Here is a 25,846-nt window from a genome sequence, read left to right on the forward strand (position 1 = left end):
GCCGGTGGTACCGCGTCAAGGCGGGAAAGCGTGCCTTGACCCGGCACCACCGTCCGCGTGCTGGCTTCGGATCGGGGTGGCGGGGCAGGTCTGGGTGGGGTGCTGGCTTGGGCGTCCGCGTCTCGTTCGAGCCGGTGAAGCAGCTGCGAAAGGGCGCTCCGATTTCGCCGGAGGGCGGGCAAGTGTGCCGGCTCACCGAGCCCCGCTCAGCGCGAACGTGCCGGACGGGCGACGTACAGTCGGGTGATGCCCGAGATCGCGATTGCCGAACGGGCCGGGGTGGGCGCCGATGGCCACCCACGCCCCACCGAGGACCACGTCGTCGTGCTGGACAACGCGGTGCTCGTCCTCGACGGCGCCACTTCTTCGGATCCCTCGCACCCGCCCGGCGGCTGGTACGCCGAACGCCTGGCCCGGCGCCTCGCCGACGACCTCCGCGCGGCCCCGGACGCCGACCTGACCGAGGTGCTGACCAGCGCGATCGCCGCCCTCACCGCCGAATACGAACTACAGCCGCAACGTTCGCCGTCGAGCACGGTTGCGGCCGTGCGCTGGCTCGAAGACCGGGTCGATGCGCTCGTCCTGGCTGATAGCCCGGTCGTCGGGTTCGGCGGCTTCGGCGTCGACGTCGTCTCGGACGACCGGCTGACCCGGCTGCGAAGACGCGGGCTGCTCCAGACCGGCGCCGACGTCCGGCGCCGGCGCAACGCCCACGACGGCTTCTGGGTCGCCGAAGCCGTCCCGGGGGCCGCTGCCCACTCGGTCCGGCGCAGCTGGCCGCGGGCCGATGTCGACGCGGTGCTGCTTGCCAGCGACGGTGTGTCCATCGGCGTAGACCAATACGAACTTTTCGACTGGCGCAAAGTTCTGGCGATCACCCGCGGCGACGGGCCGGACGCCGTGCTCGATGCCGTCCGCACCGCCGAAAAGCAGGATCCGGACGGCGAGCGCTGGCCCCGGCCGAAGCGGCACGACGACCAGGCGCTCGTCCTCGTGGACTTCAATCAGGGGCCGAATCAGGGTCTTCCCTGATCACGGCGGTCGCGTTTCCCGCGAACCTGGACGCATGGGGACGGAAACGGGGAAGCGCACGAGACCGTGGCGGCTCGTCGCGGTAGCGGCGATCGGGTGGGGCCTGTTCACCGCCGTGGTGCTGCACATCGTCAGCTCGCGCAATCCGGTGTATGACACGCTGTCGAGCTACACGGTGACCGACCGCGGCGAAGGGATGCTCGCGGCGAGCGTGCTCTCGCTGGCCATCGGGTCGCTCGCCGTGCTCGGCGCGCTGCAGGTCGCCGGCGTGCCGTTGTCGCGGACGACCCGGTTGCTGCTCGCGTTGTGGGCGCTCGGGCTGGCCGCGGCCGCGATCTTCCCGGCCAGCTACCCCGAGGCGCCCGACCCGGTGAGCGGCGAAATCCACCTCTACGCGTGCCTGGTCGCGTTCTGCAGCCTGCCCGGCGCGGCGATCTCGCTGCTGGAGCCGCTGAAAGGCCGGTCGGAGCGCGTCGCGCTGGTCCGGTCGATCCGGCTGACCGCGGGCGCGTTCGCGCTCTTCGCCCTGAGCTTCGTGTTCGTGCGGCTGAGCGAGGCCGGGGTGACGCCGTTCCGCGAAATCTCCGACGCCTTCCCGATCGGCGTCACGCAACGGCTGCTGCTGCTCGCCGACGTCGTGCTGCTGGGAACGCTGCTGTGGCTGGCGGCCCGGCTGGAGTCAGCTTTCGACGGCCGCCGCGAATTCGGGCGCGTAGCCGTACAGGCCGGGCATGCCGCCGGTGTGCAGGAACACCACGTGGTCGTCCGGAGCGAAATGGCCCGCCCATTCGACCAGCGCGGCGGCCACTTTGCCGGTGTAGACCGGATCGAGCACCACGCCCTCGGTGCGCCCGAAGAGCCGTAACGCGTTCCAGACGGCGTCGGTCGGGATGCCGTAACCGGGGCCGAGGGTGGAATCGCCCAGCCTCGCGTGCGGGAAGGGCGACGGCGGCGGCTCGACGCCGAGGAGCTTGGCCGCGCCGTCGACGAGGTCGCGGAGGTTCTCCGTGGCCTCGTCGAGCGGGTGGCTGACGCAGGCGACGCCGACGCCGAGGCCGCCGAGCAGCGCGGTGGCCAGGACAACGCCGGCCGCAGTGCCGCCGCTGGCGTGCGGGACGACGAGGTGAGCGCGCTCGATGCCGCGTTCTTCCAGCTGCTTCGCGAGTTCGTACGTAGCACGGACGTAGCCGAGGGCGCCGAGGTCGTTGGAGCCGCCGACCGGAATCGTGAAGACCTTCCGGCCGTCTTCCTGGGCTTCGGCGACGAGCCGGTCATACGTGCGGCCGGTCTCCTCGCCGTCCGCGCAGACGTGGACGGTCGCGCCGAACAGCTTATCGAGCGGGAGGTTGCCGCCGCGTTCGTACGCCTCGCCGTCGCGCGGGACCTTGGCGGTCAGCACGAGTTCGCAGCGCAGGCCGAGCTTCGCGCACGCGGCGGCGGTTTGACGGCCGTGGTTGGTCTGGAGCGCGCCGAAGGTGATCACGGTGTCCGCGCCGGCCGCCTGGGCCGCGCCCAGGTGGTACTCGAGCTTGCGGAGCTTGTTGCCGCCGGCGCCGAGCGGGTGGACGTCGTCGCGCTTCAGCCAGAGGTTGCGCAAGCCGAGGGCTTCGCCGAGCCGCGGCGCCTCGTGCAGCGGCGTCGGCCAGCCACCCAGGTCGACGCGGGGAATCGCCGCCAGCGCGGCGTCGGGGAATCCGGCGAAGTCGAACGTCATCGGCCCTCCAGGCTCGGCTTTCTAACCACTATAGGGGGTTAAAGCACCGCGAAGCGGAGCTCAGTGTGCGGCCCGACCTCGCGCACGCCATCGCGAACGTCCAGCGGCCGAGTAGCCAAAGACCGTCGGTATCCGGTAACGTTCGTTCGAACGAACGAGAACCTTCGGGGGCCACCATGACCGCTACGAGCCTCGACTTCACCGGCCTCGCGACCCAGGCTGCGCAGCTCGCCGCGGGTGAAATCACCTCCGCGGAGCTCACGGCGGCCGCGCTCGGGCGGGCGCACGCGAGCCAGCCGACGCTCAACGCGTTCCGCCACCTGCGTGACGACGAAGCCCTCGCCGAAGCCGCCGAGGCGGACCGCCGCCTGGCCGCCGGCGAGCGCGCTCCCCTGCTCGGCGTGCCGGTCGCGATCAAGGACGACGTCGACCTCACCGGCCTGCCCACCTCGTTCGGCTGCCTCGGCGAATTCCCGTGCGCGACGGCCGACGCGCCCGCGGTCGCGCTGCTGCGCGAGGCCGGAGCGGTGATCATCGGCAAGACGAACACCCCCGAACTGGGCCAGTGGCCGTTCACCGAGGGCCCGGCCTTCGGCGTGACGCGCAACCCGTGGCACACCGGCCACACCCCAGGGGGTTCTTCGGGCGGGAGCGCGGCCGCGGTGGCGTCGGGGGTCATCGCGGCCGCGCTCGGGTCCGACGGCGCCGGTTCGGTGCGCATCCCGGCCGCGTGGACCGGGCTGGTCGGGATCAAGACCCAGCGCGGCCGGATCCCGACCGACGGCGAGCTGTTCCACGGCCTCACCGTCCTCGGGCCGCTGGCCCGCACGACCGAGGACGCCGCCCTGCTGCTCGACGCGGCCGCCGGGACGTCCGGCGTGTTCCGCGCGGCCGCCGCGCGCGAGCCCGGGAAGCTGCGGATCGGGCTGTCCACGCGGATCCCGTTCACCGCCACCAAGACCCGCCTCGACCCGGTCGTCGACGCCGCCGTGCGCCGGCTCGCCGAGTCCCTGGCCGGGCTGGGGCACGAGATCGTCGAGGTCGAGCCGGACTACGGCCTGATCGGGCTGACCTTCCTACCGCGGTCGCTCACCGGCGTCCGCGATTGGACGCTGCGGGTGCCCGATCGGGCCGGGCTCGACCCCCGCACGCGCAGCAACGCCGGCCACGGCCGCCTGCTGGCCGGCCCCGCACTGCGGCTGGCCCGTGCCCTCGAGCCGGGCCTGCACCGGCGGATCGGCTCGGTGTTCGGCCGCGTCGACGTCCTGCTGACGCCGACCACCGCCACCCCGCCGCCGGCGATCGGCACGTTCGACGGGCTGTCCGGCTGGGAGACCGACCAGGCCATGATCGCCGCGTGCCCGTACGCTTGGCCGTGGAACGTGCTGGGCTGGCCGGGGGTCAACGTCCCGGCCGGGCAGACGGCGGACGGGTTGCCCCTCGGCGCGCAGCTGCTCGGCCCGTCGCACGCCGAGGAGCGGCTGATTTCACTTGCCGCGCAACTGGAAGAGGTCGAACGGTGGCCGGAGCGGCATCCCGCGACAAGCTGGTGAGCACCCGGGAGGCCATCCTGCGCGGCGCGCTGACCGTCGTCGGCGAACACGGTGTCGGCGGGCTGACCAACCGCCGGATCGTCGCCGCCGCGGGTGTCTCCCTCGGGACGCTGACCTACCACTTCCCCAGCCAGACGGCGTTGCTGCGCGAGGCGATGCTGCTGTTCGTCGAGGACGAGACGGCGAAGCTCCGCGCGATCGTGGACGGCTACCGCTCGGAGGGGCTGAGCGTCGAGCAGGCGGCGTCGGTGGTGGAGCACGTGATCGCGCAGCTGCCGTTCGGCGCGGACGAGCTCGGCGCGCACGAGTTGTACCTCCAGGCGGCGCGGGACCCGGAGCTGCACGAAGCTTCTTCGCGGTGCTTCGCGGCGTACGACGAACTGGCGGTGACGATCCTCAGCGCGTTGGGAGTGCCCGACCCGGGGCGGCTGGCGGGGCCGGTGGTGGCGCTGATCGCGGGGTTGCAGCTGCGGCGCCTGGCGACGGGCGAGACGGACACGCCGGTCGCCGAGCCGCTGATGATGTTGCTGCGCGGAGCTTGATGGCTCGCCCGGTCGTCCGCGGCACGGCGGCGTGGAAGTACTTCGGCGACTTCCGCGACGGGCTGCTGGCCGGCCAGGTGCTGGTGCTCCAGGTGGCCCACCCGGTCGTCGCGGCGGGGGTGCGGGACCACTCGGATTACACGTCGGCCCCGTGGACGCGCCTGATGCGAACGGGCGCATCGCTGTCGATTTACGTCTACGGAGGGCCGGCGGGCGCACGCGTCGAGGCGGCTCGGTTGCGTGCGTTGCACCGGAAGTTCACGGGTGTGACGGACGGGCGGCGGTACAGCGCGCTGGATCCCGCGGCGTATGCGTGGGTGCATGCGACGTTGGTGAAGGTTCCGGTTGATGCGCAACGGTTCTTCGGGCGGCGTCTGTCCACATCGGAACTGGACGAGTACTACGCGCAGATGTGTGACATCGGGCGGATGCTGGGGGTGCGTTCGCGGGATTTGCCGCCGGATTGGGCGGCTTTCGAGCGGTATTACGACGCGATGGTGGCGGAGTTTGCGACGAATCCGGCGATCGAACAGCTTTTCGAGACGATCCGGACAGTGCGGAAGCCGGTCCGGTGGCTGCCCGACTCGTGGTGGCGGTGGCACGCCCGGATCCAGATGTTCCTGATCCGGGCGACGTTGCCGCCGGCCCTCCGCGAGCGCCTCAGTCTACAGTGGACGTTGCGGGACCAGCGGCGGTTCGACCGCTTCGCGGCGGCGGTGCAGCTGGTGGCGACACCGATCCCGGCCGGGTTGCGGACCGCGCACATGCGGTGGATCGGAAAGCTCAACGTGTGGTTCCGCGCGCATCCGAGGGTTTACGACCGGTTGATCGGCGGCAATGGCCCCGGCTCGGCGCAGCGGTCTTGACGCCGCTCGGCTGGGCCTTCGGTGGTCGAGGGCGCAACTCGCGTGCTTGAGGCGCGATCTTGCGTGATCGCAGGCCGAACTCGCGTGATTGACGGCGGATCTCGCTTGATCGCAGCCCGAACTCGGGTGATCGCAGGCCGATTCCGCGTGATCGGAGAGCGATCTCGTGTGACTGAAGGCGTAACTCGCGTGATTAGAGGCGCAACTCGCGTGACTGGAGGGGCAACTCACGTGATGAGGAGGGCGACACGTGGGATTTGAGGGGCGGTGGCCCGCGGGGGCGCCCCCCGTCTCCAGCGTATCGGGTGGCTCTGACGGAATGCGGTGGTGAGGGAGGTGACTAGGCCGGGTTGTCCACATCTTGCCTCGCCTGGGGAGCGGTGCGGGCGTAGTGGGCTCGGGCTTTGGCTCGGTTTCCGCAGCGGGACATCGAGCACCACTGGCGGTTGCGGCGGGGTGAGGCGTCGCAGAACCGGAGGCCGCAGTCGTCGGCTGCGCAGACTCGGACCTCCGCCTCACTCGTGGCCAGGTCGATTGCGTCCGCCGCCAGGGCTGCGAAGGCTGCCGCCACCGGGTCCTTCGGGGCCGGGACCTCGCGGCGCAGCTGTCCACCCGCCAACGCCAGGCGCGGCGGGGGTGCCGGTGCCGAGGCTGCCGCGTTGTTCACCAGCTCGACGTCCATCGAGGACGGCTCCTCCGGCGGCAGCAGCACCCGGTCGATCGCCTCCCGCAGCGCCTTCGCCGCCAGGACGTTGCCCGCCTTCACCGGCACCGGGCCCGTCGTCAAGCCCGCCAGCGAGAACCACTCCGCCAGCGCGTCCGGGCTCGTCAGCAGCTCCACGCCCGACTCGTGCCGGCTGCGCATCGTGTTGACGAGGTCGAGGCACGGCCGTCCGCCGTCGAAGACCCACTCCATGCTCGTCATTCTAACCCTTGAAGACAGTTAGAAGCAGCGCTACCGTCTAACCCTATGAACCGGTTAGAAAGCATGGCCACCGTGAACGGTATCCGCCTGCACTACCTGCGCGCCGGTGACGGCCCGCCGCTGTTCCTGCTGCACGGCTGGCCGCAGACGTCGCACTGCTGGCACCAGGTCCTGGACCCCCTGGCCGAGACGCACACCGTGATCGCCCCCGACCTGCGCGGCTACGGCCGCAGCGACAAGCCGAAGAACGGCTACGACAAGCGCACCATGGCCGCCGACATCGCCGCCCTCGCCGAGCACCTCGGGTTCGCCACCACCGCCGTCGTTGGGCACGACCGCGGCGGCCGCGTCGCCCACCGCTGGGCCCTCGACCGCCCGGACCAGGTCGAACGCCTCGCCGTGCTCGACATCGCCCCGACCCGCGCGATGTGGCAGCGCCTCGACGCCGGCATCGCCAAGGGGTACTGGCACTGGCTCTTCCACCTCCAGCCCGACCTGCCGGAACTGCTGGCCGGCCAGAACATCGCCGCCTACCTCGGCTACTTCTTCGAGCGCTGGACCCACCAGCGCCACGCCCTCGACGCCGACGCGCAGGCCGAGTACGTGCGCGCCTTCTCCCAGCCGGGCGCGCTCCGGGCCGGCTTCGACGACTACCGCGCCTCCTTCCCCGACGACGCCGACCTCGACGACGCCGACTTCGCCGCCGGAAAGCGCCTCACCCAGCCACTTCTCGCCCTCTGGGGCGCGAACGGCCTGCTCGGCACCCTCCCGACGCTCGACATCTGGCGCGAGTACGCCGACGACGTCACCGGCCAAGCCCTCGCCGAGTGCGGTCACTTCCTGCCCGAGGAGCAGCCCGGCGAAGTGGTCGCCCACCTGCGGAAATTCCTCCGCCCCTGAGACTCCCGGGGCCTCCGGTCCCCCGAACTGGGGACCGGAGTTCCCTCGCCGCCGTGACGCCCGCCACCGGATCCACCGGTTAGGTTCGGCACACGATGGGGAGCAAACCAAGAGCCGTACTGCTGATGCTGCTGGCCGCACTGGGGATCGTGGCCGGCGGCGGGATCGCGCACGCCGACGGCGCACCGAGCGGCACCGACGTCCAGGTCGCCCAGACGCTCGGCGAGCGCGAGCTCACCGTGATCATCCGGCGCGTCGACACCACACCGTCGCCGCTGCGGGTGGACGTCGTGACGCACCAGGGCACCGCGCCCGGCACGCTGCACCTGGCCGTCGCGGCCGACGGCGTTCCGAGCTCACGCGCGGACGTCGTCCTCGGGGCCACGCCGGGCGTCTACCCCGGAAATCTCCAAGTCGACAAACCGGGACCGTGGGAACTCTCGCTGAGCGACGACACCGGGCGGAACGCCACGATCCCGTTCATCGTGCCCGCCCGGGTGGTCCCACCGTGGGAGAAGGCGACCTACGGCGGGTTCGTCGCCGCGGGCGCCTTCCTGCTCATCGCCCTGGTCGTGGGGCTGCGCGCCAAGCGGACGGCGTTCGCGCTCATCCCGGGCGCCGGCGTGGTCGCCGCGATCGCCGTCGCCGTCACCGGGGCGCTGCTGTCGGCGGGCACTCCCCCGCCACCCGCGCCCGGCAGCCAGCTGGACCCGACGTTCGACAACGTCACCGACCCGTACGCGAACGCCCAGCTGTCCACAGTGGATTACTCGCGGCCGCCGGTGAACCTGGCCGTCCGAGCCGGGAACGACGACCTCGAGCTGAGTCTCACCGACGGCGCCACCGGCCGCCCGGCCGACGACCTGCTGGTCCGCGACAACGCCCTCGTGCACCTGGTGCTCGTCTCGCCGTCCGGCCGGCTGAGCCACCTGCACCCGGTGCGCGTCGGCCCCGGCGACTACCGCGTCCACCTCGCCGATCCGGAGACGGGCACGTACGCGGTCGCGGCTGAACTCGCCCGGCGCGGCGGCGGGGTCCAGCTGGCTCGGTCCACAGTGGACCTCAAGGGCACCGCCGCTCCCGCACCCGAACCACCCGGCGCCGGGCCGCGGACGATCGACGGCACGCCGGTCGACCTCACCATCAGTCCCGGGACGCCGACGACGATCACCGCGCGCTTCCCCGCCCAGGACCTCCAGCCGTGGCTCGGCATGCTCGGCCACCTGATCATCGCCGGGCCGATCACCGGCCCCGTCGGCGAAAGCGCCGCCAAGGCACCGACGTGGGCGCACGTCCACGCCATGATCCCGCCGGTCGCAGGCCAGCAAGACCGTCCTGATGAGACAGTCGCCGCATACGGCCCGGACGTCAGCTTCACCTACACCTTCGCCCAGCCCGGCCGGTACCGGATCTGGTTGCAGGCCGAACGCGGCTATCGGGTGCTCACCGTGCCCGCCGTGGTCGACGTCCCGACGACCGGAGCCGGCCGGTGAAACGCCCCACGTTGCTGATCGCCGTCGTCGCCCTGGTCGTCGCGGCCGGTGCCGCGTGGCTGCTCTGGGGTGGCGGCGACGCGAAACCCACGGCCCAGCAGGTGGTTTCGGGTCCCTACACCGTCCAGTTCTCCGCGGAACAGCCCCACATCGGCGGCAACACGATCGTGGTCACGGTGACCGGGCCGACGCCCGACGCCGTCACGGTCGCGCCGGTCATGGCGCAGATGGGGCACGCGTTCCCGGCGGTCCCCGCCGCGCCGGACGGGCCCGGCCGGTACCGCGCCACGGACGTCGGGCTGCCGATGTCCGGGCAGTGGGAGATTTCCGTTTCGCTGCGCGGCCCCGGCGGGCCCGCGCAGATCGTCTTTCCCGTGTTGGTCAAGTAGTCGGTCGATTAAGGAGGGGGCATGGATCTCACCGCATCCGGCGTGCGCACCACGTCGGTGGCGAAACAGGCGCGGACGGGGTTGCTGCCGGCGAACGTCGTGCTCGGCGGGTCGCTGTTGTCGCTGGTCGGGCTCACCTGGGACATCCAGTGGCACGACGACGTCGGGCCGGACACGTTCTTCACGCTGCCGCACCTGTTCCTGTACGCGGGCAGCGCGGTCGTCGGCCTGGCGAGCCTCGCCGTCGTGCTGCTGACGACGACGGCGCGGCGCGCGGGGCGGCCGGTCGACCCGCGGATCGGCGGGCGCGTGGTCAACGTCTTCGGCCGGACGTTCGCGGCCCCGCTGGGCTACCTGGTTTCCGGTGTCGGCGCGGCGACCTTCCTGCTGTACGGGCTGTGGGACCAGTGGTGGCACGGGCTCTACGGCTTCGACGCGGTCATCGACTCGCCGCCGCACATCGGGCTGCTGCTGTCGATCACGGTGTCGCTGATCGGCACGACCGCGGTGTTCGCCGCGGCCCGGGAGCGCCGCTGGGGCCGGCTCGGCACGCTGGCGTCGCTGACCGTGCTGCTCACCTTCGGGCCGGTGCTGGCGCTCGGGTTGCAGCAGGTGCCGGACGACTACGCCGACGCCGTCGCGATCGGGACGTCGATGATGGCGGTGCTGCTGGTCGCCGTCGGCGCCGGGTTCACCCGCCGTCCGGGCGGGGCGGCAGGCACCGCGGCGCTGGTCGCGGCCGTGCAGGCGGTGTTCTGGTGGTTCTCGCCGTGGGCGGCGAAGGCGTACGCGGACCTGGTCGGCCTGCCGCTGCGGGACGCGATTTCCGGGGTGCCGGCGATGCCGTCGCTGACCCCGATGGCGTTGCTGCCGGTCGCCGCGCTGATGGAGCTGGTCTACTTCACCGGGCGACGCCGGGGGTGGCGCGCGGGCCGGGTGTCCGTGGTCGCCGGCGGGATCGCCGGGCTGCTGCTCGGGCTGAGCCTGCCCCTGCAGCGGGCGCTGCTCTACACCGGCGCGCACGTGCCGCCGGCCTGGTACCTGACGACGACCGCCGTGCTCAGCGCGGCGCTGGGGCTGCTCGGCGGGTTCGCCGGGTGGCGGTTCGGCGGGATGCTCTGCCTGCTGGCGCCCGCGAAGAAGGGGGAAACCGCTGATGCGTAAAGCTGTGTCATTCGGAGCTCCGCTCCGGCCGGGGGCTCCGCCACCCGGAACCCCCATAAAGCGGGCACTCTTGTCCTTGGCCGCCGTCGCGGGGCTGCTCTTCGCCACCGCGGCGCCGGCGAACGCCTACGAGCCGGTCAACATCGTGCACACCGAGCGGGTACAGGCCGGGCCGTACGGGCTGACCGTCGGGTTCAGCACCTGGCCGCTGAAGGCCATGCAGTCCCTGGACTTCACCTTCATCCCCGACGGCGGGATCGAGGGCAAGTCCGGCACGCTCACCATGCTCAACCCGGAAGGCGGCCAGAACCGGAAGCAGCCGCTGGTCCGGCACCCGCGCAAACTCGAGGTGTGGGGGCTCGACGTCCGCTCGATGCCGCGCCCGGGCGACTGGACCTTCCGCTTCACCGTCAACGGCCCCGCCGGTTCCGGCACCGGCGAGCTGCGCGCGTTGCCGGTGCTGGAACAGCCGGGGCCGCCGATGGGCGTGAGCTGGGCGATCAGCACGCTGCCGCTGATCGGGCTCGTGGCACTGGTCGTGGCGGCCTGGCGCCGGACCCGCGGCCGGCTGCGCGGGGGTGAGCTTCCGGCAATCGGGTGAGATTCCCCTCACATCGGGTGTCCGGACGTATTCGGACGGCCGCGAAGGCCTCCTTCACCGTAGAGAGCGGGGAAGGGGGCCTTCACCATTCGTCTTCCGGGGTACGGGCGATCAGGCGGGCAGGTCGAACTGCCCGGCCTTGACGGCGATCAGGAACGCTTCCCACTCGGCGGTGTCGAACACGAAGACCGGGCTGGTCGCGAGCTTGGTGTCCCGGACGCCGATCAGGCCGTCGCGGCCCAGGTTGACCTCGACGCAGCTGCCGCCGTTGGGCTCGCTGGCGAACGACTTCTCCCAGGCGGCCTCTTCGAACAGGGTCACGGCCGTGTTCGGATCGTAATCCGCGAACGACGGATAATCCGCCATGGGTCGTACCTCCGAGGATCGATGGGCGGCGCGGTCGTGACCTGGTCGAAGGCACCCGCTCCCGGCTACTCAGTGTCTCAATGGAGCAAGCCACAGGGCCAAGCGGGTGATCAACTGGGTACGGCCTCGACATGAAGATTATTCCAGGAGTAGGATTAATCGCATCGGCCGGGGCGCTGGTGTCGGTGAATGACTGCCTGCCCGCGGCGGGCGGTCGTCGAGGCGGGCCGAACAGCCGGAACGACCAGAGCCGGAACCAACCAAGCCAACGCCACCGCAAGACCTCATGGGGGAGGAACAGCGTGATCGTCGAGGAAGGTGCGCCACCCGGCGCGCTGGCCGTGACCAGGCTGGTCCGAACTCCGGAAGCGGAAGCGCTTTCCCTCCGGGGCGCCGAAGCACCGCGACGAGAGCTGGGGGTGTAGACGAATGGCCGTCCGGGTGAACTCGCTGTTCCGCCGCGAGGCCGAAGAACACCGTGGCCGCCGGGGCATCGGGAACGAGCTGCGGAACCGCTTCGGCTTCAGCCTGATCCAGGCGCCGCTGCGCAAGACCACGACGTGGGCGACCGACCAGGACCTCCCGCTGCGGCGCCACGCCGACGGGGTCCGCACGACCCGCCCGCTGGAAGCCGCGATCGACCTGACGCCGCTGATGAGCGGCCGGATCGGCTCGCGCGCCTGAACTGCCGTACCACCGCGAAAGAGCCCCGGTTTCCTGCGGAACCGGGGCTCTTGCCTTCTCCGGCTACGGTTTCCGGAGCAGCAGACCGCCGTGCCGCATCGGCCGCTCCCCCGCCACCGGCTCGCGGTACACCCGGCCCACCTCGGTGAAGCCCGCCGCGGCCGCCAGCCCGGCCAGTTCGTCCAGCGGCCAGCTGTAGGCCGTCGTCACCTTGTGGTCGAACGGCGTCAGCGGACCGCCGCCGGATTCGAAGCACCCCAACAGAACGTGACCGCCGGACGCCGACATTCGGGCGAATTCGGCGAAGTACGCGGGGACCTCCGCCGGTGGCGTGTGGATCAGCGAGTACCACGACAGGATCCCGGCGAGCGACGCGTCCGGCAGGTCCAGCGCCGCCATCGAGCCCACTTCGAACCGCAGGCCCGGGTGGGCGGTCTCGGCGAGCGCGATCATCGCCGGCGACAGGTCGACGCCGAACGCGTCCACGCCGAGCGAACGCAAGTGCGCCGTCAGGTGCCCGGGCCCGCAGCCGAGGTCGGCGACCGGGCCGCGCCCGCGGACGGAATCCGCGAACGCCGTCCACACCGCCCGCTCCAGGGGGTGCTTGTCCCAGACCTCGGCGGCGAATTCCGCGTACTGACCGGCGATCGCGTCGTAGGCGGCCGCCGTCACGGCTTGCGGCCGAGGCCGCAGAGGTGACCGACGAACGCCGGGTCGTTCGCGAGCTTCTTCGTGGCCTTGGACTCGATCTCCTCCGGGTGCCACTCCGGCAGGTAGACGATGCCCGGCTCGACCAGCTCCAGGCCCTCGAAGAACGACGTGAACTCCGCGCGGCTGCGCAGGTGCAGCGGCGTGCTCGACTGGTTGTACTGCTTCATGATCGTCTCACGGCTGTCCGCGTCGGCCATGTCGTGCAGGCCGTCGTCGGTGAGGTGCGAGGACAGGAAGTAGGAGCCGGACGGCAGCAGCGACAGGTACTTCCGGATGGTCTGGGCCACCGGCTCGTCGGCGCCGAGGAAGTAGAGGACGCCGACCATGATCAGGCCGATCGGGCGGTTCGGGTCGAGGACGCCGGTGTCGAGCGCGCGCTTCCAGATGTCGGCCGGGTCGCGCAGGTCGCCCTGCAGCACCGCGTGCCGTCCCGCGACACCCTCCTGCTCCAGCAGGATCTGGGAGTGGGCCACCGCGACCGGCTCGTTGTCGACGTACACGCACCGGGCGTCCGGGTTCACGTCCGTCGCGACCTCGTGGACGTTGCCGACGGTCGGGACGCCGGAGCCGAGGTCGAGGAACTGGTCGACGCCGTTGCGCGCCAGGTACCGCACGCCGCGGCCGAGGAAGTCGCGGCCGGCGCGCGCGACGGTCTTGATCATCGGGAAGGTCTTGACCGCCTGCTCGCCGAACTGGCGGTCGATGGCCCAGTTGGCGTCGCCGCCGAGGAACCAGTCGTAGATGCGGGCCGCGTTCGGCCGGTCCAGGTCCACGCCTTCAGGGGCTTCGGGGTCCTGCGTAGTCATTGCGTCCTCCAGGCTTGCGGCCGACACCGCCGACCACGCTCGCGAGGGGGACCGTGGCGGCGCCGGGCTCCGGGCGCCACTCTCCCACAGGCACGATCCCGGGCTCGACGACGTCGAAGGTACCGAAGAACGCGGCGATCTCGTCGAGGGACCGGGAAACCGCGGGGGAACTCGACCGCTCGGACAGCTTCACGAGCTTCCGGATCTGCGCCAGCTCGTCGCCTTCGACGCCGGATTCGGTCGCGTGCGAAAGCACGTACGCCGATCCGGGCGCCAGCAGCGTCCGGTAGTCGCGGATGGCTTCGCGGACACCGGTGACGTCCGGCAGGAAGTGCAGCACCGCCACGGTCAGCAGGCAGATCGGCCGGTCGGCGTCGAGCACGCCGGTGGCCAGCGCGGCTTCCCAGACTTCGCCGGCGTCCCGCAGGTCGGCGTGCAGCACGGCGTGGCGCTCGGGGTCGCCGGCCTCTTCCAGGAGCATCCGCCCGTGCGCGACGGCCACGGGCTCGTTGTCGACGTACACGCACCGGCTGTCGTCGACGTGGTCGTCAGCCACTTCGTGCACGTTGCCCGCGGTCGGGATGCCGGAGCCGAGGTCGAGGAACTGCGTGATGCCCTCGGAAAGGCAGTAGCGCACGGCCCGGCCGAGGAAGTCGCGGTTGCTGCGGGCGAGCGCTTTCGCGAGCGGGAACGCCTGCACGGCCTGCTCGCCGAACTGCCGGTCGATCGCCCAGTTCGCGGTGCCGCCGAGGGCCCAGTCGTAGATGCGCGCGATGTTCGGCCGGTCGAGGTCGATGACGTCGGGGAGGAAGTCGGGGTCCACGATGTCCACTTCCGGGGGAATCCAGCGCAACAGACCGACTCTACCGAAAGTTGTTCACCGGCCGGGATACCTCAGGCGGCCGTTCGCCCTATTGGAGCTGCTGCATCTGCGCGCGGTAACCCTCCGCGAGCTCCTTGAGGAACTGCCGGGTCTCCTGCCGCTCCAACGCCGCTCCCCGCAGCCTGTCCCACGAGTCGACGAAGATGTTGAAGTCCTTGACGTCGTCGAGGTAGAGCCCGCCGGCGGAGTGCTCGATGTAGACGAAGTCGCGCGTGCGGTCCGGGAACCGCATGATCGTGAAGTCGTTGGGCACCGCGGCCAGCCGCGCACCGAACGGCAGTACGTGCACGTAGACGCGCGGGTGCTTCTCGAGCGAGAGCAGGTGCTCGACCTGGTCGAGCATCACCGCGGGCGCGTACCCGCCCGGCGCCCGGCGCAGCGCGCCTTCGCTGATGATGAAGCGGTAGTAGGGCGGCTGCTGCTGCTCGAACACCGCCTTGCGGTCGAGGCGGTTGCGGACCAGCGACGTCACGTCCGTCGCGCCGGCCTCGGTGAACTGCTTGAGCATGTAGTGCTCGGACTGCAGCGGGCCCGGGATGCGCTCACCGTGCCAGGTGAGAATCTCCGCGGCCGCGGGTTCCAGGTCGGTGAAGGTGCGGAACCAGTGCGGCACCACCGAGCGGTAGCCGGACCAGTGGCCGCGCTGCCCGGCGGCGGCCCGCGCCAGGTTCATCAGCGTGTCGGCCTCTTCGCCGTTGATCCCGAACGCGTTCAGCATGGATCGCACATCCCCGAGCTTCACCCCGACGGCACCGGACTCGATCTTGTTGACCTTGCCCTGGGTGCAGCCGAGGACCTCGGCGACCTGCTGCTGTGTCATCCGCGCCGCGGTGCGGGCATGCCGGAGCTCGTTCCCGAGCTGCTTCCGGCGCGAGGTGACGGTGCTGGCCATCGCCCTGCTCTCCCGGACCACTACCAAGCGACGGCGGCCTCCCGGTCGCCGTCGCGCGCGAACTATCGAACCCACCCAGGTTAGTGCTTCACCTTGCGGATCTCGATGATGACACCGCGCAGCGTTCCAGGAAACGCCGCAGAATGCCAGTCACCTGCGGTATCACTCTCCTGGACCAGTGAAATTCCGAATTATTCGGCCAACCGGCGGAGCCTGCCCTGGGGCATAGTGGGCGCCGTGACCGATCGCTCGCCCTCCGCCGCCGCCGTCACCCGGCTGGCCGACCGGGTCCATGGCTACGTCCAGCCGGACGGCTCCTGGTACATCAACAACTGCGGGTTCGTCGACGCCGGCGACCACACCGTGCTCATCGACACCTGCTCGACCGAGCGCCGCACGCGCGCGCTGCTCGCGGCGGTGGAGCAGACCACCGGCAGCCCGGTGACGACGCTGGTGAACACCCACCACCACGGCGACCACACCAACGGCAACTACCTCGTGACCGGCGCGGCCGTGGTCGGCCACCGCAAGACGCGCGAGCTGCTGGTCGCCGAGGGCATCCAGAAGTTCGAGGGCATCTTCGTCGGCAGCGACTGGGGCGAGCTGGAGCCGCGACCGCCGGAGATCGTCTTCGACGACCGGCTCACCCTCTACGCCGGCGACGTCGAGATCCAGCTGATCCACCCCGGGCACGCGGCCCACACGACCAACGACGTCCTGGTCTGGCTGCCGGCGCAGCGCGTCCTCTACGCCGGTGACCTGGTGTTCCACGGCGGCAGCCCGTTCGCGCTGATGGGCTCGGTGGCCGGGTGGCGCCAGGGCCTCGACGTGATCCGCGAGCTCGACCCGGAGGTGATCCTGCCGGGTCACGGCGGCCCGTGCGGACTGGACGTAGTGGACAAAGTGGACGCATACCTGGCCTTCGTCCAGAAGACGGCCGAGCGCGGGAAGGCGGCCGGGCTGTCCCCGCTGGAGCTGGCCAAGGAGACCGATCTGGGTGACTTCGCGTCACTCAGCGAACAGGAGCGGCTGCCGGGGAACCTGCATCGCGCGTACGCCGAGCTCGACGGCGCCGAGTGGGGCGCGGACATCGACCTCGTGGCGGCGATCACCGACATGCTCGCCTTCAACAAGGGACCGATCCGCTGCTTCTCCTGAACTAGGTGAGCTGCTCCTCCGTGGCCTTCCTTGAGGCCTCGATCGGACTAGGGTCTGAATCGAGAGAGTTCTTCGGAAGGATTCGGATGAGCAAGAAGGCGAGCATCGGGGTCACCGGCCTGGCGGTCATGGGCCGCAACCTGGCCCGCAACCTGGCCCGGCACGGCCACACGGTGGCCCTGCACAACCGGTCCGAGGAGCGGACCCGCGCGCTGGTGGACCAGTTCGGCGACGAGGGCGACTTCATCCCGGCGTACTCCGCGCAGGAGTTCGTCGACGCGCTGGAGCGGCCGCGGCAGGTCGTGATCATGGTCAAGGCGGGCGGCCCGACCGACGCCGTCATCGAGGAGTTCGCGCCGCTGCTCGAAGAGGGCGACGTCATCATCGACGCCGGCAACGCGCACTTCGCCGACACGCGCCGCCGCGAGAAGGCGCTGCGCGAGCGTGGCCTGCACTTCGTCGGCAGCGGCGTCTCCGGCGGCGAGGAAGGCGCGCTGCACGGGCCGAGCATCATGCCCGGCGGCTCGAAGGAGTCGTACGAGTCGCTCGGCCCGCTGTTCGAGGACATCTCGGCGAAGGTCGACGGCGAGCCGTGCTGCACGCACATCGGCGCGGACGGCGCCGGCCACTTCGTCAAGATGGTGCACAACGGCATCGAGTACGCCGACATGCAGCTGATCGCGGAGTCGTTCGACCTGCTCCGGCACGCGGGCGGCTACGCGCCGGCCGAGATCGCCGAGGTGTTCCGCACCTGGAACACCGGGCGGCTCGACTCCTACCTGATCGAGATCACCGCCGACGTGCTGGCCCACGTCGACGCCGCGTCCGGCAAGCCGTTCGTCGACGTCGTCGAGGACGCCGCCGAGCAGAAGGGCACCGGCCGCTGGACCGTGCAGATCGGCCTCGACCTGGGTGTTCCGATCTCGGGCATCGCCGAGGCCGTCTTCGCGCGTTCGCTGTCCGGGTCCAAGTCGCTGCGCGCGGCGGCTCGCGGGCTCGGCGGCCCGTCGGCGGCACCGCTGTCGGGTTCCGCGCTGGAGCGCTTCGCCGACGACGTCGAGCAGGCGCTGTACGCGTCGAAGGTGGTCGCGTACGCGCAGGGCTTCAACCAGATCCAGGCCGGCGCGACCGAGTACGGCTGGGACATCGACCTCGGCAAGGTCGCCTCGATCTGGCGCGGCGGCTGCATCATCCGCGCGAAGTTCCTCAACGACATCACCGCGGCCTACGCCGACGAGCCGGAACTGCCGACGCTGCTGACGTCGGGCGGCTTCCGCAAGGCGGTCGAGGACGCGCAGGACTCGTGGCGCTCGGTGATCTCGACGGCGGTCAAGCTCGGCATCCCGACGCCGGGCTTCTCGACGGCCCTGGCCTACTACGACGGCCTCCGCGCGGACCGGCTGCCGGCCGCGCTGGTCCAGGGCCAGCGGGACTTCTTCGGGGCCCACACCTACCGCCGGGTGGACCGCGAAGGGTCGTTCCACACGGCCTGGGCCGCCGACGGCCGCCCGGAGTCCGAAGCCTGACCGGCCGCTGCTCTGACCGGGAAGACCCCCTGGTCCCGCCCGGTCAGAGCAGCGTCACCAGGACCACCGCGAGCAGCGCGGCGGCCAGCAGGAGCCTCACTGCCCCCGGGCGGCGAGAAGTTCCGCCAGCACCTCCACGATCTTCGCCTCGGCCTTGTCCTTCTTGACGCCCAGGCCGTCGAGCACATCGAAGCCGCTGCTTTCGCCCTGTTCCAGCAGGGCCAGCAGCATGTGCTCGGTGCCGATGTAGTTGTGCCCGAGCCGCAGGCCTTCGCGCATGGTCAGCTCGAGGGTCTTCTTGGCGGCGGCGGAGAACGGGACCACGTTCGGCACCGGGTCGACCGGCTCGGGCAGCCGCGCTTCGGCGGCTTCGCGGACGGCGTCCAGCTGGACGCCCTGGGCCAGGATCGCCCCGGCCGCCAGCGCGGCGGGCTCGGTCAGCAGCCCCAGCACGATGTGCACGGTGTCGATCTCCGGGCTGGCGTGGTCGACGGCGGCCTTCTGGGCCTCGACGACGACGTGCCGCGCGCGGTCGGTGTAGCGGCCGTAGACGCGCTCGATGTTCCCGCTCAGGTCGCCACCGGGGTCCACCTTCGGCACGAACCGCTTCTGGGCGGCCTGTTTCGTCACGCCCATGCTGGCGCCGATCTCGGTCCAGGACGCTCCCGATCGCCGGGCCTGGTCGACGAAGTGGCCGATCAGGTGGTCGGCCACCTCGCCGAGGTGCTGGCCCAGGTAGACCGCGTCGGTCAGCTGGGCCAGGGTGTCGTGGTCGTGGTTGCTCTTGATGGCGTTGATGAGGTCGTCGAGTTTGACGCTGAAGGGCAGGGTCATGCCGTCAACTGTAGGTTGACGATCTCCTTGCGTCAACCGCGCGTTGACGCTGCCTTCAGGTGGGCCTTCAGATCGAATTCGCTCGTTTCGAGGTCCGCGTACGCGGGCTTCGGCTCGGCGGTGAACAGGCGGCGTGCGGCGATGTGGTCGGCCGGCTTGTTCACCGACTCCACGGCGATCAGGACGTCGTCGCGGAAGGAGAGCACGGAGAACTTGCCCTCGGCCGGGTCGCCCGCGACCACCGTCCGGTCGGCGCCCGCGAGGAGGCCGGCGATCTGCAGCTTGGCGCCCGCCTGGTCGGTCCAGAACCACGGCAGGCTGGCGTACGGCTCCTCGGCGCCGGTGATCGCCGCGGCCACGCAGCGGGCCTGGTCGACGGCGTTCTGCACCGACTCCAGGCGGGTTTCGGCGCCGGCCTGGACGCACGGGAAGTTGGCGCAGTCGCCGATGGCGAAGATCCGCTCGTCCGCCGTCCTCAGGTGCGCGTCGACGACGACGCCGTTGCGCACCGGCAGCCCGGCGGCCTCAGCGAGCGCGGTGTCGGGGACCACCCCGACGGCGACGACGACCAGGTCGGCGGGCAGCCGGGTGCCGTCGGTCAGCTCGGCTTCCCGCACCCGCGAGTCGCCGTGCAGGGCCGCGACCCCCTGGCCGAGCAGCACCGTGTGCCCGGCGGTGCGGTGCAAGTCGGCGAAGTAGGCGGAGATCTCCGGTGTCGCGACGCGGTTGAGCAGCCTGTCCTGCATCTCGACGATCGTCACCGGGCGCCCGGCGTGCGAGGCGAACTCCAGGCCGATGAACCCGCCGCCGGCCACGACGACGTGTTCGGCCCCTTCGAGGGATGCGCGGAGCCGGTCGGCGTCGTCGCGGGTGCGCAGGGTCAGCACGCCCGGCAGGTCCGCGCCGGGCACCGGCAGCGTCCGGTTGCGGGCGCCGGTGGCCAGCACCAGGAAGTCGTAGCCGAGCTCGCGGCCGTCTTCGAGCCGGACCTTCGCCGCCGCGCGGTCGATTTCCGCGACCCGGCCGGAAACCAGCTCGATGTCCTTCTCGGCGAAGAAGTCCTCGCCGCGCAGGTGCAGCTGTTCGAGCCCGGCCGTCCCGGCGAGGTAGGCCTTCGACAGCGGCGGCCGCTGGTACGGCACGCCCGGCTCGTCCCCGACCAGCACGACCCGGCCTTCGAAACCCCGGTCCCGCAGCGAAGCCACGGCCTGGAACCCGCTCTGACCAGCACCGACGACGAGCACGGTGGCCATTCCTTCTCCTCACCCCATCCGGCAGCCCTCGATCTCATCCGACCACACCGGGCCCCGGTCAGTCGAGGCGTGGTTCCCCGCCCGGCCGCGGCGCGCCGAGCACCCGCGAGATTCCCCGCGCGGCGGCCCGCACCGCCGGGACGAGCGTCCGCGGATCGGTCCCCTCGGCCGGGACGACCACCGAGATCGCCGCGACGACCTCGTCGGTGGCGTCCCGGACCGGGGCGGCCACCGACAGGGCGATGAGCTCGATCTGGCCGTCGCTGATGGCGTAGCCGTCGCGCCGGACGCCGGCCAGGACCCGCCGCAGGTGCGCGGGCGAGCCGATCGTCTTGGGCGTGAACGTCTTGAGCGGACCGGCCAAAACTTCTTCCTGTGCGTCGGCGGAGGCGTACGCGAGCAGGACCTGGCCGACGCCGGTGGCGTGCGCGGGCAGCCGTCCGCCGACGCGGGTCACGACGTTGACGGCACCGCGTCCGGAGATCCGCTCGACGTAGACGACCTCGGGCCCGTCGAGCACGGCGAGCTGCACGTTCTGGTGCGTGGCTTCGTAAAGGTCCTCCAGGAACGGCATCGCGCTCTCCCGCAGCTCCGCGCCGTGCGGGGCGAGGGAGGCGACTTCCCACAGCCACAGCCCGACGCGGTAGGCGCCGGTTTCGTCGCGCAGAAGGGCACCGCGCCGGGTGAGCTCACCGGCGAGCCGGTGCGTGGTCGACAGCGGCAACCCGGCGCGGCGGCTGAGTTCGGACAGCGTCAGCCGCGGCCGTTCGGCGGTGAACGCGCCCAAGAGGTCCAGGACCCGATCCACCACCGACGGCGGCCGCTGCGCGCGGTGCCTCACACTTCTTCGTCGTCCGGTTCGTCGTCCGGTTCGTCGTCCGGCAGCAGCGGGCGCATGAACGTGCGCCGGTAGCGGACCACGCACCCGCTCTCGTCGCGGATCTTGTCGGCTTCGATGAACTCGGGGTCCACGCCGAACAGCCCGCGATACCGCTCGTACGCCGCCAGACTTTCGAAGCTGAACAACGCCCGGGCTTCGTCGCTCGCGCCCTCCGACGGCAGGAAGTAGCCGTGGTGGATGCCGCCTTCCCGCTGCACCAGCCGCATCCACGCGGCGGCGAACCGCTCGAAGTCGGGGAGCTTCGCCGGGTCGATGACGTAGTCGACGACGCAGGTGATCATCAGTGAACGCCCCAGACGCGGTCGGCCGTCGCGACGATCAGCTCCAGTTTGCGCAGCTGGTCGTCCGCGGTCAGGTCGTTGCCCTCCTCCGTCGAGGAAAAACCGCACTGCGGGGACAGGCAGAGGCGGTCGACGTCGACGTACCGCGACGCCTCCTCGATCCGCCGCACCAGGACGTCCGGGTCCTCCAGCTCCGGCCGCTTGGTGGTGACCAGGCCGAGCACCACCTTCTTGTCCTTCGGCACGAACCGCAGCGGCTCGAAGCCGCCGGAGCGTTCGTCGTCGTACTCCAGGAAGAAGCCGTCGACGGCCAGCTCGCCGAACAGCGCTTCGGCGACGAACTCGTAGCTGCCCTCGGCCGCCCACGACGAGCGGAAGTTGCCGCGGCACAGGTGGGTCGTCACGGTGAGATCTTCGGGACGGCCTTCGAGGGCCGCGTTCATCGTCGCGATGTTGCGCAGGTGCTGGGTGTCCGGGTCGCCGCCCATCCGCGCGACCAGCTCCCGCTGCGCCGGGTCGTTCAGGTAGGCGAGGCTCGTGTCGTCGAGCTGCAGGTACCGGCAGCCGAGGCCGTGCACCGCGGTGACCTGCTGCCGGTAGGCCGCGCTGAGGTCGGCGAAGAACTCCTCGAGGTCGGGGTAAACGGTCTCGCTGACCGCGGCCCGGCCGCCGCGGTAGTAGACCATGCTCGGCGACGGGATGGTCAGCTTCGGCGTCACGCCCGGGTCCACATGGGACTGGAGGAACCGGAAATGGTCGGCGAAGATCGGCTCGTCGAGCCGCACCTTGCCGTCGACCTGCAGCCCCGGCGGGCTGAACTCGAGGTCGCCCGCCAGGTTGTGGAACTTGACGTGCAGCCGCTGGTCGCTCTTGGAGATGCCGCCGAGCGCGTAGATGAAGTCCATGTGCCACGAGCCGCGCCGGAACTCGCCGTCGGTGGCCGAACTCAGCCCGGCCGCCCGTTGCATCTTGATCACGTCGCGGATCGCGTCGTCCTCGACCGCGCGGAGCTGTTCCGCGCCGATCTCACCGCTTTCGTGCCGCCTTCGCGCGTCGCGCAGCACCGGGGGCCGCAGCAGGCTCCCCACGTGATCGGCGCGAAACGGCGGGCCCACCTGGGAAATGCCACCCGAAGTCATGCACCGATGGTCACACATTCCCGGCCGTTGCGCCGCCCCCCGAACCATGATCATCACGCCCGCGGCTTGCTACCGTCCGCTCATGACGGAATCCGCGGTCCACCCGGTCGACCGGGGCCTGCCCGCCGGGCGGCTCGCCCTCCTCGGCCTCCAGCACATGTCGATCATGTACGCCGGCTCGGTCGCGGTGCCGCTGATCGTCGGCAGCGCGCTCGAGCTCGACCCGGCGACGATCGGGCTGCTGGTCAACGCCGACCTGCTGGTCGCCGGCATCGCCACGCTCATCCAGGCCGTCGGCATCGGGAAGCTGCTCGGCATCCGGCTGCCGGTGGTGGCGGGCGCGACGTTCACCGTCGTCAACCCGATGATCCTGATCGCGTCCCAGTACGGCCTGCCCGCGGTCTACGGCGCGATGCTCGCCTCCGGCGTGTTCGGGCTGCTCATCGCGCGGCCGTTCGCGAAGCTGATCCGGTTCTTCCCGCCACTGGTCACCGGGACGCTGCTGCTGGTCATCGGCGTTTCGCTGCTCGGCCCCGGCGCGGCGATGATCGCCGGCCACGACAGCACGTCGGCGGACTACGCGGCGCCGTCGCACCTCGGGCTGGCGTTCGGCGTGCTCGCGCTGCTCGTGCTGTTCACCCGCGTGCTGCGCGGGTTCGCCAACCAGATCGGGCCGCTGCTCGCGCTGGCCATCGGGCTGGTCGCCGCGATCCCGATGGGGCTGGTGCACTGGGACGGCCTGCGCGCGGCCGGCTGGTTCGGGCTCACGGCGCCGTTCCACTTCGGCGCGCCGACGTTCCCGGTCGCGGCGATCCTCTCGATGTGCGTGGTCATGCTGGTGACGTTCACCGAGTCGACGGCCGACATGATCGCCGTCGGCGAGCTCACCGGGCGCCCGCCCACCGACGCCGACCTCGCGCGGGGCCTGGCCACCGACGGCGTGTCGGCCGTGCTCGGCGGGGTGATGAACTCCTTTCCCGACACGGCGTTCGCGCAGAACGTCGGCCTGGTGCGGATGACCGGTGTGCGCAGCCGCTGGGTGGTCGCGGTGACCGGCGGGATCCTGGTGCTGATGGGTCTGGTGCCGAAGGTCGGCGCGTTCATCGCGGCCATCCCGGAACCGGTGGTCGGCGGGGTCGCGGTCGTGATGTTCGCGATGGTCGCCGCGGTCGGGGCCCAGAACCTCCGCACGGTCGAGTTCTCCGGCAACCACAACACGTTCATCGTCGCGGTGGCCCTCGGCGTCGGCCTGCTGCCGGCGTTCGTGCCGGACTTCTTCAAGCACTTCCCGGCCTGGCTGCAGACGATCTGCGGCAGCTCGATCACCCTGGCGGCGGTGCTCGCGTTCGCGCTGAACCTGCTGTTCAACCACCTCGGCCGCCGCGCGGAGCCGGACCTGCTCAACGCGCCCTGAGCAGCCGGCCGACGAGCTCGGCCCCGGTGCCCGGCTCGACCGGGCGCCGGAACAACACGCGCAGGTAGAGCGGGGCCAGGACGTAGTCGAGCACCTCGTCGACCGACGGCACCGGCTCCCCGCGGGCCGCGGCCCGGTCGAGGGTGGCCTGCAGGTCTTCGCCGCGGGCACGGAGGTGTTCGAGCGGCTTCTCGTCCGGGCGCAGGGTCGCGACGAGCGCGCGGAGCAGGATCTGGCCGTGCCGGTCGCGCATCGCGCGTTCGACGCCCTCGGCCCAGCCGAGCAGGTCACCGCGCAGCGAACCGGTGTCCGGGATCGGTGACGTCGCCCGCAGGCGCGTCACCGCCGCGTCGAGCAGCAGCGCCTCCCGGCTGCCCCAGCGCCGGTAGATGCTGGTCGGGTTGACGCCCGCCCGCTCGGCGATCTTCGGGATGGCCGCGTCGATCTCGCCGGCGGCGAGCAGCTCGACGACGGCGACGTGCACGGCGTCGCGAACGCGGGCACTGCGGCCGCCGGGTCGGGTCATCCGCCCATCCTAGAGTCACGACCTCGCCTCTACCGGCGCCTTATGTTAGGAAAGTTTCCTAACTATTAGCCTGGGAGGCGCGATGCGGTCCGGAGTGCTCGTGGCGGCAGTGGTCCTGTTCGGCAGCGGGGTGACGGCGTCGGCGGCCGAGCCGGCCGCGGCCCCCGCGCGCAACATCGTCTACATCCAGGGCGACGGCATGGGCCCCGGCCAGCGCGAGCTGATCCGGCTGGCCACCCTCGGCAGGCACGGCGACCTCGCGATGAACCGGCTGCCGGTCACCGGGCTGGTGCACACCGACCCGGCCGACCCGGACGAGGTCGTCACCGACTCCGCCGCGGCGGCCACGGCGCTGGCGACCGGGCACAAGACCCGCAACGGCGCGGTCGGCGTCGACACGGACGGTCGTCCCCTGCAGACCGTGCTGGAGCAGGCGAAGCGCGCGGGCAAGTCGACCGGCCTGGTCACCACCGCGCAAGTCACGGGCGCTTCCCCGGCCGCGTTCGCCGCGCACGTGCCCAGCCGCGACGCCCAGAGCGACATCGCCCGGCAGTACGTCGCCGACAGCCGGCCCGACGTCCTGCTCGGCGGCGGCGAGGACTGGTGGCTCCCGAAGGGCGAACCCGGCGCCTGGCCCGACAAGCCCGGCGAGGAGAGCCGGAGCCCGTACGGGAACCTCGTCACACAGGCCCAGCGCACCGGCTACACCTACGTCCGCAACGCCCAGGAGCTGCAGCGGACGCGCTCGTCACGGATCCTCGGCCTGTTCGCCAACGAGGACATGGTCGACTACGGCCCGGACGGCGTCGGCAAGTACGCGCCCAGCGTCCCGCTGGTCCAGATGACGAAGAAGGCCCTGGACACGCTGTCGGCCAACCCGCGCGGGTTCTTCCTCTTCCTCGAAGAAGAGGGCATCGACGGAATGTCGCACGAGAACAACGCGCACGCGGTGATCGACGCGGGCCGGGCGCTCGACGCCACGGTCGCCGAGGTGCTGCGGTTCGTCCGCACCCACCCGGACACGCTGGTGATCGTCGGCGGCGACCACGAGACCGGCGGCCTGAGCGTCGAGAACGCCGACGGGCCGAACGAAGGCGACGAGGACGGGCCGTTCCCGGTGCCGGGCTCGGCCCTGCGGTTCAAGGTGGACTGGACGTCCGGCGACCACACCGGCGCGGACACCCCGGTGACAGCGAGCGGGCCGGGAGCCGGGGCGCTCGGCCGGACTCTCGACAACACCGACGTCTACCGCGCGATGGTCCAGGCCGCCCACCTTAAGGCAAACTGAATTGC

Annotated in this window: 27 protein-coding genes and 1 pseudogene; 15 read left to right on the forward strand and 13 right to left on the reverse strand. The window is 71.4% G+C overall.

Annotation, left to right across the window (positions count from 1 at the left end; genetic code table 11):
• Positions 1 to 246: 246 nt before the first annotated feature.
• Together ACWEF6_RS22775 and ACWEF6_RS22780 are read left to right on the forward strand one after the other, a co-directional pair.
• Positions 247 to 1,032 carry a protein phosphatase 2C domain-containing protein gene (locus ACWEF6_RS22775; protein WP_449684798.1) on the forward strand — a complete coding sequence of 262 codons (786 nt, stop codon included), beginning with the start codon at positions 247 to 249 and terminating at the stop codon, positions 1,030 to 1,032.
• A 34-nt stretch (positions 1,033 to 1,066) separates the two neighbouring features.
• Positions 1,067 to 1,633 (forward strand): annotated as a pseudogene (locus tag ACWEF6_RS22780) (DUF998 domain-containing protein); the annotation flags it as partial.
• A gap of 78 nt (positions 1,634 to 1,711) precedes the next feature.
• Here ACWEF6_RS22780 and ACWEF6_RS22785 read toward each other — a convergent pair.
• Complete coding sequence (locus ACWEF6_RS22785) at positions 1,712 to 2,746, reverse strand: D-cysteine desulfhydrase family protein (protein WP_449684799.1); 1,035 nt, start codon at positions 2,744 to 2,746, stop codon at positions 1,712 to 1,714.
• 176 nt (positions 2,747 to 2,922) lie between these two features.
• Between ACWEF6_RS22785 and ACWEF6_RS22790 the strand changes: the two genes are divergently transcribed.
• Genes ACWEF6_RS22790 through ACWEF6_RS22800 form a run of 3 tightly spaced genes read left to right on the forward strand, consistent with a single transcriptional unit; the run spans position 2,923 to position 5,707 of the window.
• Positions 2,923 to 4,299, forward strand: a complete 1,377-nt coding sequence (locus ACWEF6_RS22790; RefSeq protein WP_449684800.1) for an amidase — start codon at positions 2,923 to 2,925, stop codon at positions 4,297 to 4,299.
• A complete protein-coding gene (locus ACWEF6_RS22795; protein WP_449684801.1) occupies positions 4,266 to 4,841 on the forward strand; it encodes a TetR/AcrR family transcriptional regulator in 576 nt (191 codons plus the stop codon). Before ACWEF6_RS22790 ends, ACWEF6_RS22795 begins: the two co-directional genes overlap by 34 nt.
• The gene (locus ACWEF6_RS22800) at positions 4,841 to 5,707 is read left to right on the forward strand and encodes an oxygenase MpaB family protein (RefSeq protein ID WP_449684802.1); all 867 of its coding nucleotides are present in this window, start codon (positions 4,841 to 4,843) and stop codon (positions 5,705 to 5,707) included. The genes ACWEF6_RS22795 and ACWEF6_RS22800 overlap by 1 nt, the downstream gene beginning before the upstream one ends.
• A gap of 340 nt (positions 5,708 to 6,047) precedes the next feature.
• Here the strand turns inward: ACWEF6_RS22800 and ACWEF6_RS22805 are convergent, their stop codons facing one another.
• Complete coding sequence (locus ACWEF6_RS22805) at positions 6,048 to 6,623, reverse strand: CGNR zinc finger domain-containing protein (RefSeq protein WP_449684803.1); 576 nt, start codon at positions 6,621 to 6,623, stop codon at positions 6,048 to 6,050.
• Between the two features lie 72 nt (positions 6,624 to 6,695).
• On the opposite strand from ACWEF6_RS22805, the gene ACWEF6_RS22810 reads away from it, so the two are divergent.
• From ACWEF6_RS22810 to ACWEF6_RS22830, 5 genes are all read left to right on the forward strand, one after another.
• Positions 6,696 to 7,532: an alpha/beta fold hydrolase gene (locus tag ACWEF6_RS22810; RefSeq protein ID WP_449684854.1), complete on the forward strand. Its 837-nt coding sequence runs from the start codon at positions 6,696 to 6,698 to the stop codon at positions 7,530 to 7,532.
• Between the two features lie 95 nt (positions 7,533 to 7,627).
• Entirely contained in the window at positions 7,628 to 9,025 is a 1,398-nt protein-coding gene (locus tag ACWEF6_RS22815; protein ID WP_449684804.1) for a hypothetical protein, read from the forward strand.
• On the forward strand, positions 9,022 to 9,414 hold the full coding sequence (locus tag ACWEF6_RS22820; protein WP_449684805.1) for a FixH family protein: 393 nt from the start codon (positions 9,022 to 9,024) through the stop codon (positions 9,412 to 9,414). Before ACWEF6_RS22815 ends, ACWEF6_RS22820 begins: the two co-directional genes overlap by 4 nt.
• A gap of 21 nt (positions 9,415 to 9,435) precedes the next feature.
• The gene (locus ACWEF6_RS22825) at positions 9,436 to 10,578 is read left to right on the forward strand and encodes a hypothetical protein (RefSeq protein ID WP_449684806.1); all 1,143 of its coding nucleotides are present in this window, start codon (positions 9,436 to 9,438) and stop codon (positions 10,576 to 10,578) included.
• A 76-nt stretch (positions 10,579 to 10,654) separates the two neighbouring features.
• Positions 10,655 to 11,179: a hypothetical protein gene (locus ACWEF6_RS22830; RefSeq protein WP_449684807.1), complete on the forward strand. Its 525-nt coding sequence runs from the start codon at positions 10,655 to 10,657 to the stop codon at positions 11,177 to 11,179.
• Positions 11,180 to 11,290: 111 nt separating this feature from the next.
• Here the strand turns inward: ACWEF6_RS22830 and ACWEF6_RS22835 are convergent, their stop codons facing one another.
• The gene (locus ACWEF6_RS22835) at positions 11,291 to 11,545 is read right to left on the reverse strand and encodes a DUF397 domain-containing protein (RefSeq protein WP_043788437.1); all 255 of its coding nucleotides are present in this window, start codon (positions 11,543 to 11,545) and stop codon (positions 11,291 to 11,293) included.
• Positions 11,546 to 11,974: 429 nt separating this feature from the next.
• Between ACWEF6_RS22835 and ACWEF6_RS22840 the strand changes: the two genes are divergently transcribed.
• Entirely contained in the window at positions 11,975 to 12,229 is a 255-nt protein-coding gene (locus tag ACWEF6_RS22840; RefSeq protein ID WP_449684808.1) for a hypothetical protein, read from the forward strand.
• A gap of 63 nt (positions 12,230 to 12,292) precedes the next feature.
• On the opposite strand, the gene ACWEF6_RS22845 is transcribed toward ACWEF6_RS22840, so the two are convergent.
• From ACWEF6_RS22845 to ACWEF6_RS22860, 4 genes are all read right to left on the reverse strand, one after another.
• The gene (locus tag ACWEF6_RS22845) at positions 12,293 to 12,901 is read right to left on the reverse strand and encodes a class I SAM-dependent methyltransferase (protein ID WP_449684809.1); all 609 of its coding nucleotides are present in this window, start codon (positions 12,899 to 12,901) and stop codon (positions 12,293 to 12,295) included.
• Complete coding sequence (locus tag ACWEF6_RS22850) at positions 12,898 to 13,746, reverse strand: SAM-dependent methyltransferase (protein WP_449684810.1); 849 nt, start codon at positions 13,744 to 13,746, stop codon at positions 12,898 to 12,900. Before ACWEF6_RS22850 ends, ACWEF6_RS22845 begins: the two co-directional genes overlap by 4 nt.
• A complete protein-coding gene (locus tag ACWEF6_RS22855) occupies positions 13,718 to 14,569 on the reverse strand; it encodes an SAM-dependent methyltransferase (protein ID WP_449676680.1) in 852 nt (283 codons plus the stop codon). Before ACWEF6_RS22855 ends, ACWEF6_RS22850 begins: the two co-directional genes overlap by 29 nt.
• An 88-nt stretch (positions 14,570 to 14,657) precedes the next feature.
• Positions 14,658 to 15,521: a helix-turn-helix domain-containing protein gene (locus ACWEF6_RS22860; protein WP_013222333.1), complete on the reverse strand. Its 864-nt coding sequence runs from the start codon at positions 15,519 to 15,521 to the stop codon at positions 14,658 to 14,660.
• A gap of 237 nt (positions 15,522 to 15,758) precedes the next feature.
• Here ACWEF6_RS22860 and ACWEF6_RS22865 point away from each other — a divergent pair, with 237 nt between their 5' ends.
• A complete protein-coding gene (locus ACWEF6_RS22865) occupies positions 15,759 to 16,679 on the forward strand; it encodes an MBL fold metallo-hydrolase (protein ID WP_449684811.1) in 921 nt (306 codons plus the stop codon).
• A gap of 86 nt (positions 16,680 to 16,765) precedes the next feature.
• Positions 16,766 to 18,205, forward strand: coding sequence for an NADP-dependent phosphogluconate dehydrogenase (gene gndA / locus ACWEF6_RS22870; RefSeq protein WP_449684812.1), 1,440 nt, complete (start codon positions 16,766 to 16,768; stop codon positions 18,203 to 18,205).
• 96 nt (positions 18,206 to 18,301) lie between these two features.
• On the opposite strand, the gene ACWEF6_RS22875 is transcribed toward gndA, so the two are convergent.
• From ACWEF6_RS22875 to ACWEF6_RS22895, 5 genes are read right to left on the reverse strand one after another with little or no spacing between them, the layout of a single operon-like run.
• The gene (locus ACWEF6_RS22875; RefSeq protein ID WP_449684813.1) at positions 18,302 to 19,039 is read right to left on the reverse strand and encodes a Clp protease N-terminal domain-containing protein; all 738 of its coding nucleotides are present in this window, start codon (positions 19,037 to 19,039) and stop codon (positions 18,302 to 18,304) included.
• Positions 19,040 to 19,071: 32 nt separating this feature from the next.
• The gene (locus ACWEF6_RS22880; RefSeq protein ID WP_449684814.1) at positions 19,072 to 20,292 is read right to left on the reverse strand and encodes an NAD(P)/FAD-dependent oxidoreductase; all 1,221 of its coding nucleotides are present in this window, start codon (positions 20,290 to 20,292) and stop codon (positions 19,072 to 19,074) included.
• A gap of 58 nt (positions 20,293 to 20,350) precedes the next feature.
• Positions 20,351 to 21,133 (reverse strand): IclR family transcriptional regulator, encoded by a 783-nt coding sequence (locus tag ACWEF6_RS22885; RefSeq protein ID WP_449684815.1) that lies wholly within the window; start codon positions 21,131 to 21,133, stop codon positions 20,351 to 20,353.
• A complete protein-coding gene (locus ACWEF6_RS22890) occupies positions 21,130 to 21,474 on the reverse strand; it encodes an NIPSNAP family protein (protein ID WP_449684816.1) in 345 nt (114 codons plus the stop codon). The genes ACWEF6_RS22885 and ACWEF6_RS22890 overlap by 4 nt, the downstream gene beginning before the upstream one ends.
• Positions 21,474 to 22,613 (reverse strand): 5-methyltetrahydropteroyltriglutamate--homocysteine S-methyltransferase, encoded by a 1,140-nt coding sequence (locus ACWEF6_RS22895; protein WP_449684817.1) that lies wholly within the window; start codon positions 22,611 to 22,613, stop codon positions 21,474 to 21,476. The genes ACWEF6_RS22890 and ACWEF6_RS22895 overlap by 1 nt, the downstream gene beginning before the upstream one ends.
• 82 nt (positions 22,614 to 22,695) lie before the next feature.
• Between ACWEF6_RS22895 and ACWEF6_RS22900 the strand changes: the two genes are divergently transcribed.
• The gene (locus ACWEF6_RS22900; RefSeq protein WP_449684818.1) at positions 22,696 to 24,027 is read left to right on the forward strand and encodes a nucleobase:cation symporter-2 family protein; all 1,332 of its coding nucleotides are present in this window, start codon (positions 22,696 to 22,698) and stop codon (positions 24,025 to 24,027) included.
• Here ACWEF6_RS22900 and ACWEF6_RS22905 read toward each other — a convergent pair.
• Positions 24,014 to 24,553, reverse strand: a complete 540-nt coding sequence (locus tag ACWEF6_RS22905) for a TetR/AcrR family transcriptional regulator (protein ID WP_449684819.1) — start codon at positions 24,551 to 24,553, stop codon at positions 24,014 to 24,016. The two genes, ACWEF6_RS22900 and ACWEF6_RS22905, sit on opposite strands and share 14 nt — an antisense overlap.
• 82 nt (positions 24,554 to 24,635) lie before the next feature.
• Between ACWEF6_RS22905 and ACWEF6_RS22910 the strand changes: the two genes are divergently transcribed.
• Entirely contained in the window at positions 24,636 to 25,841 is a 1,206-nt protein-coding gene (locus ACWEF6_RS22910) for an alkaline phosphatase (RefSeq protein ID WP_449684820.1), read from the forward strand.
• Positions 25,842 to 25,846: the final 5 nt, after the last annotated feature.

This window comes from Amycolatopsis sp. NPDC004772, assembly GCF_053601215.1.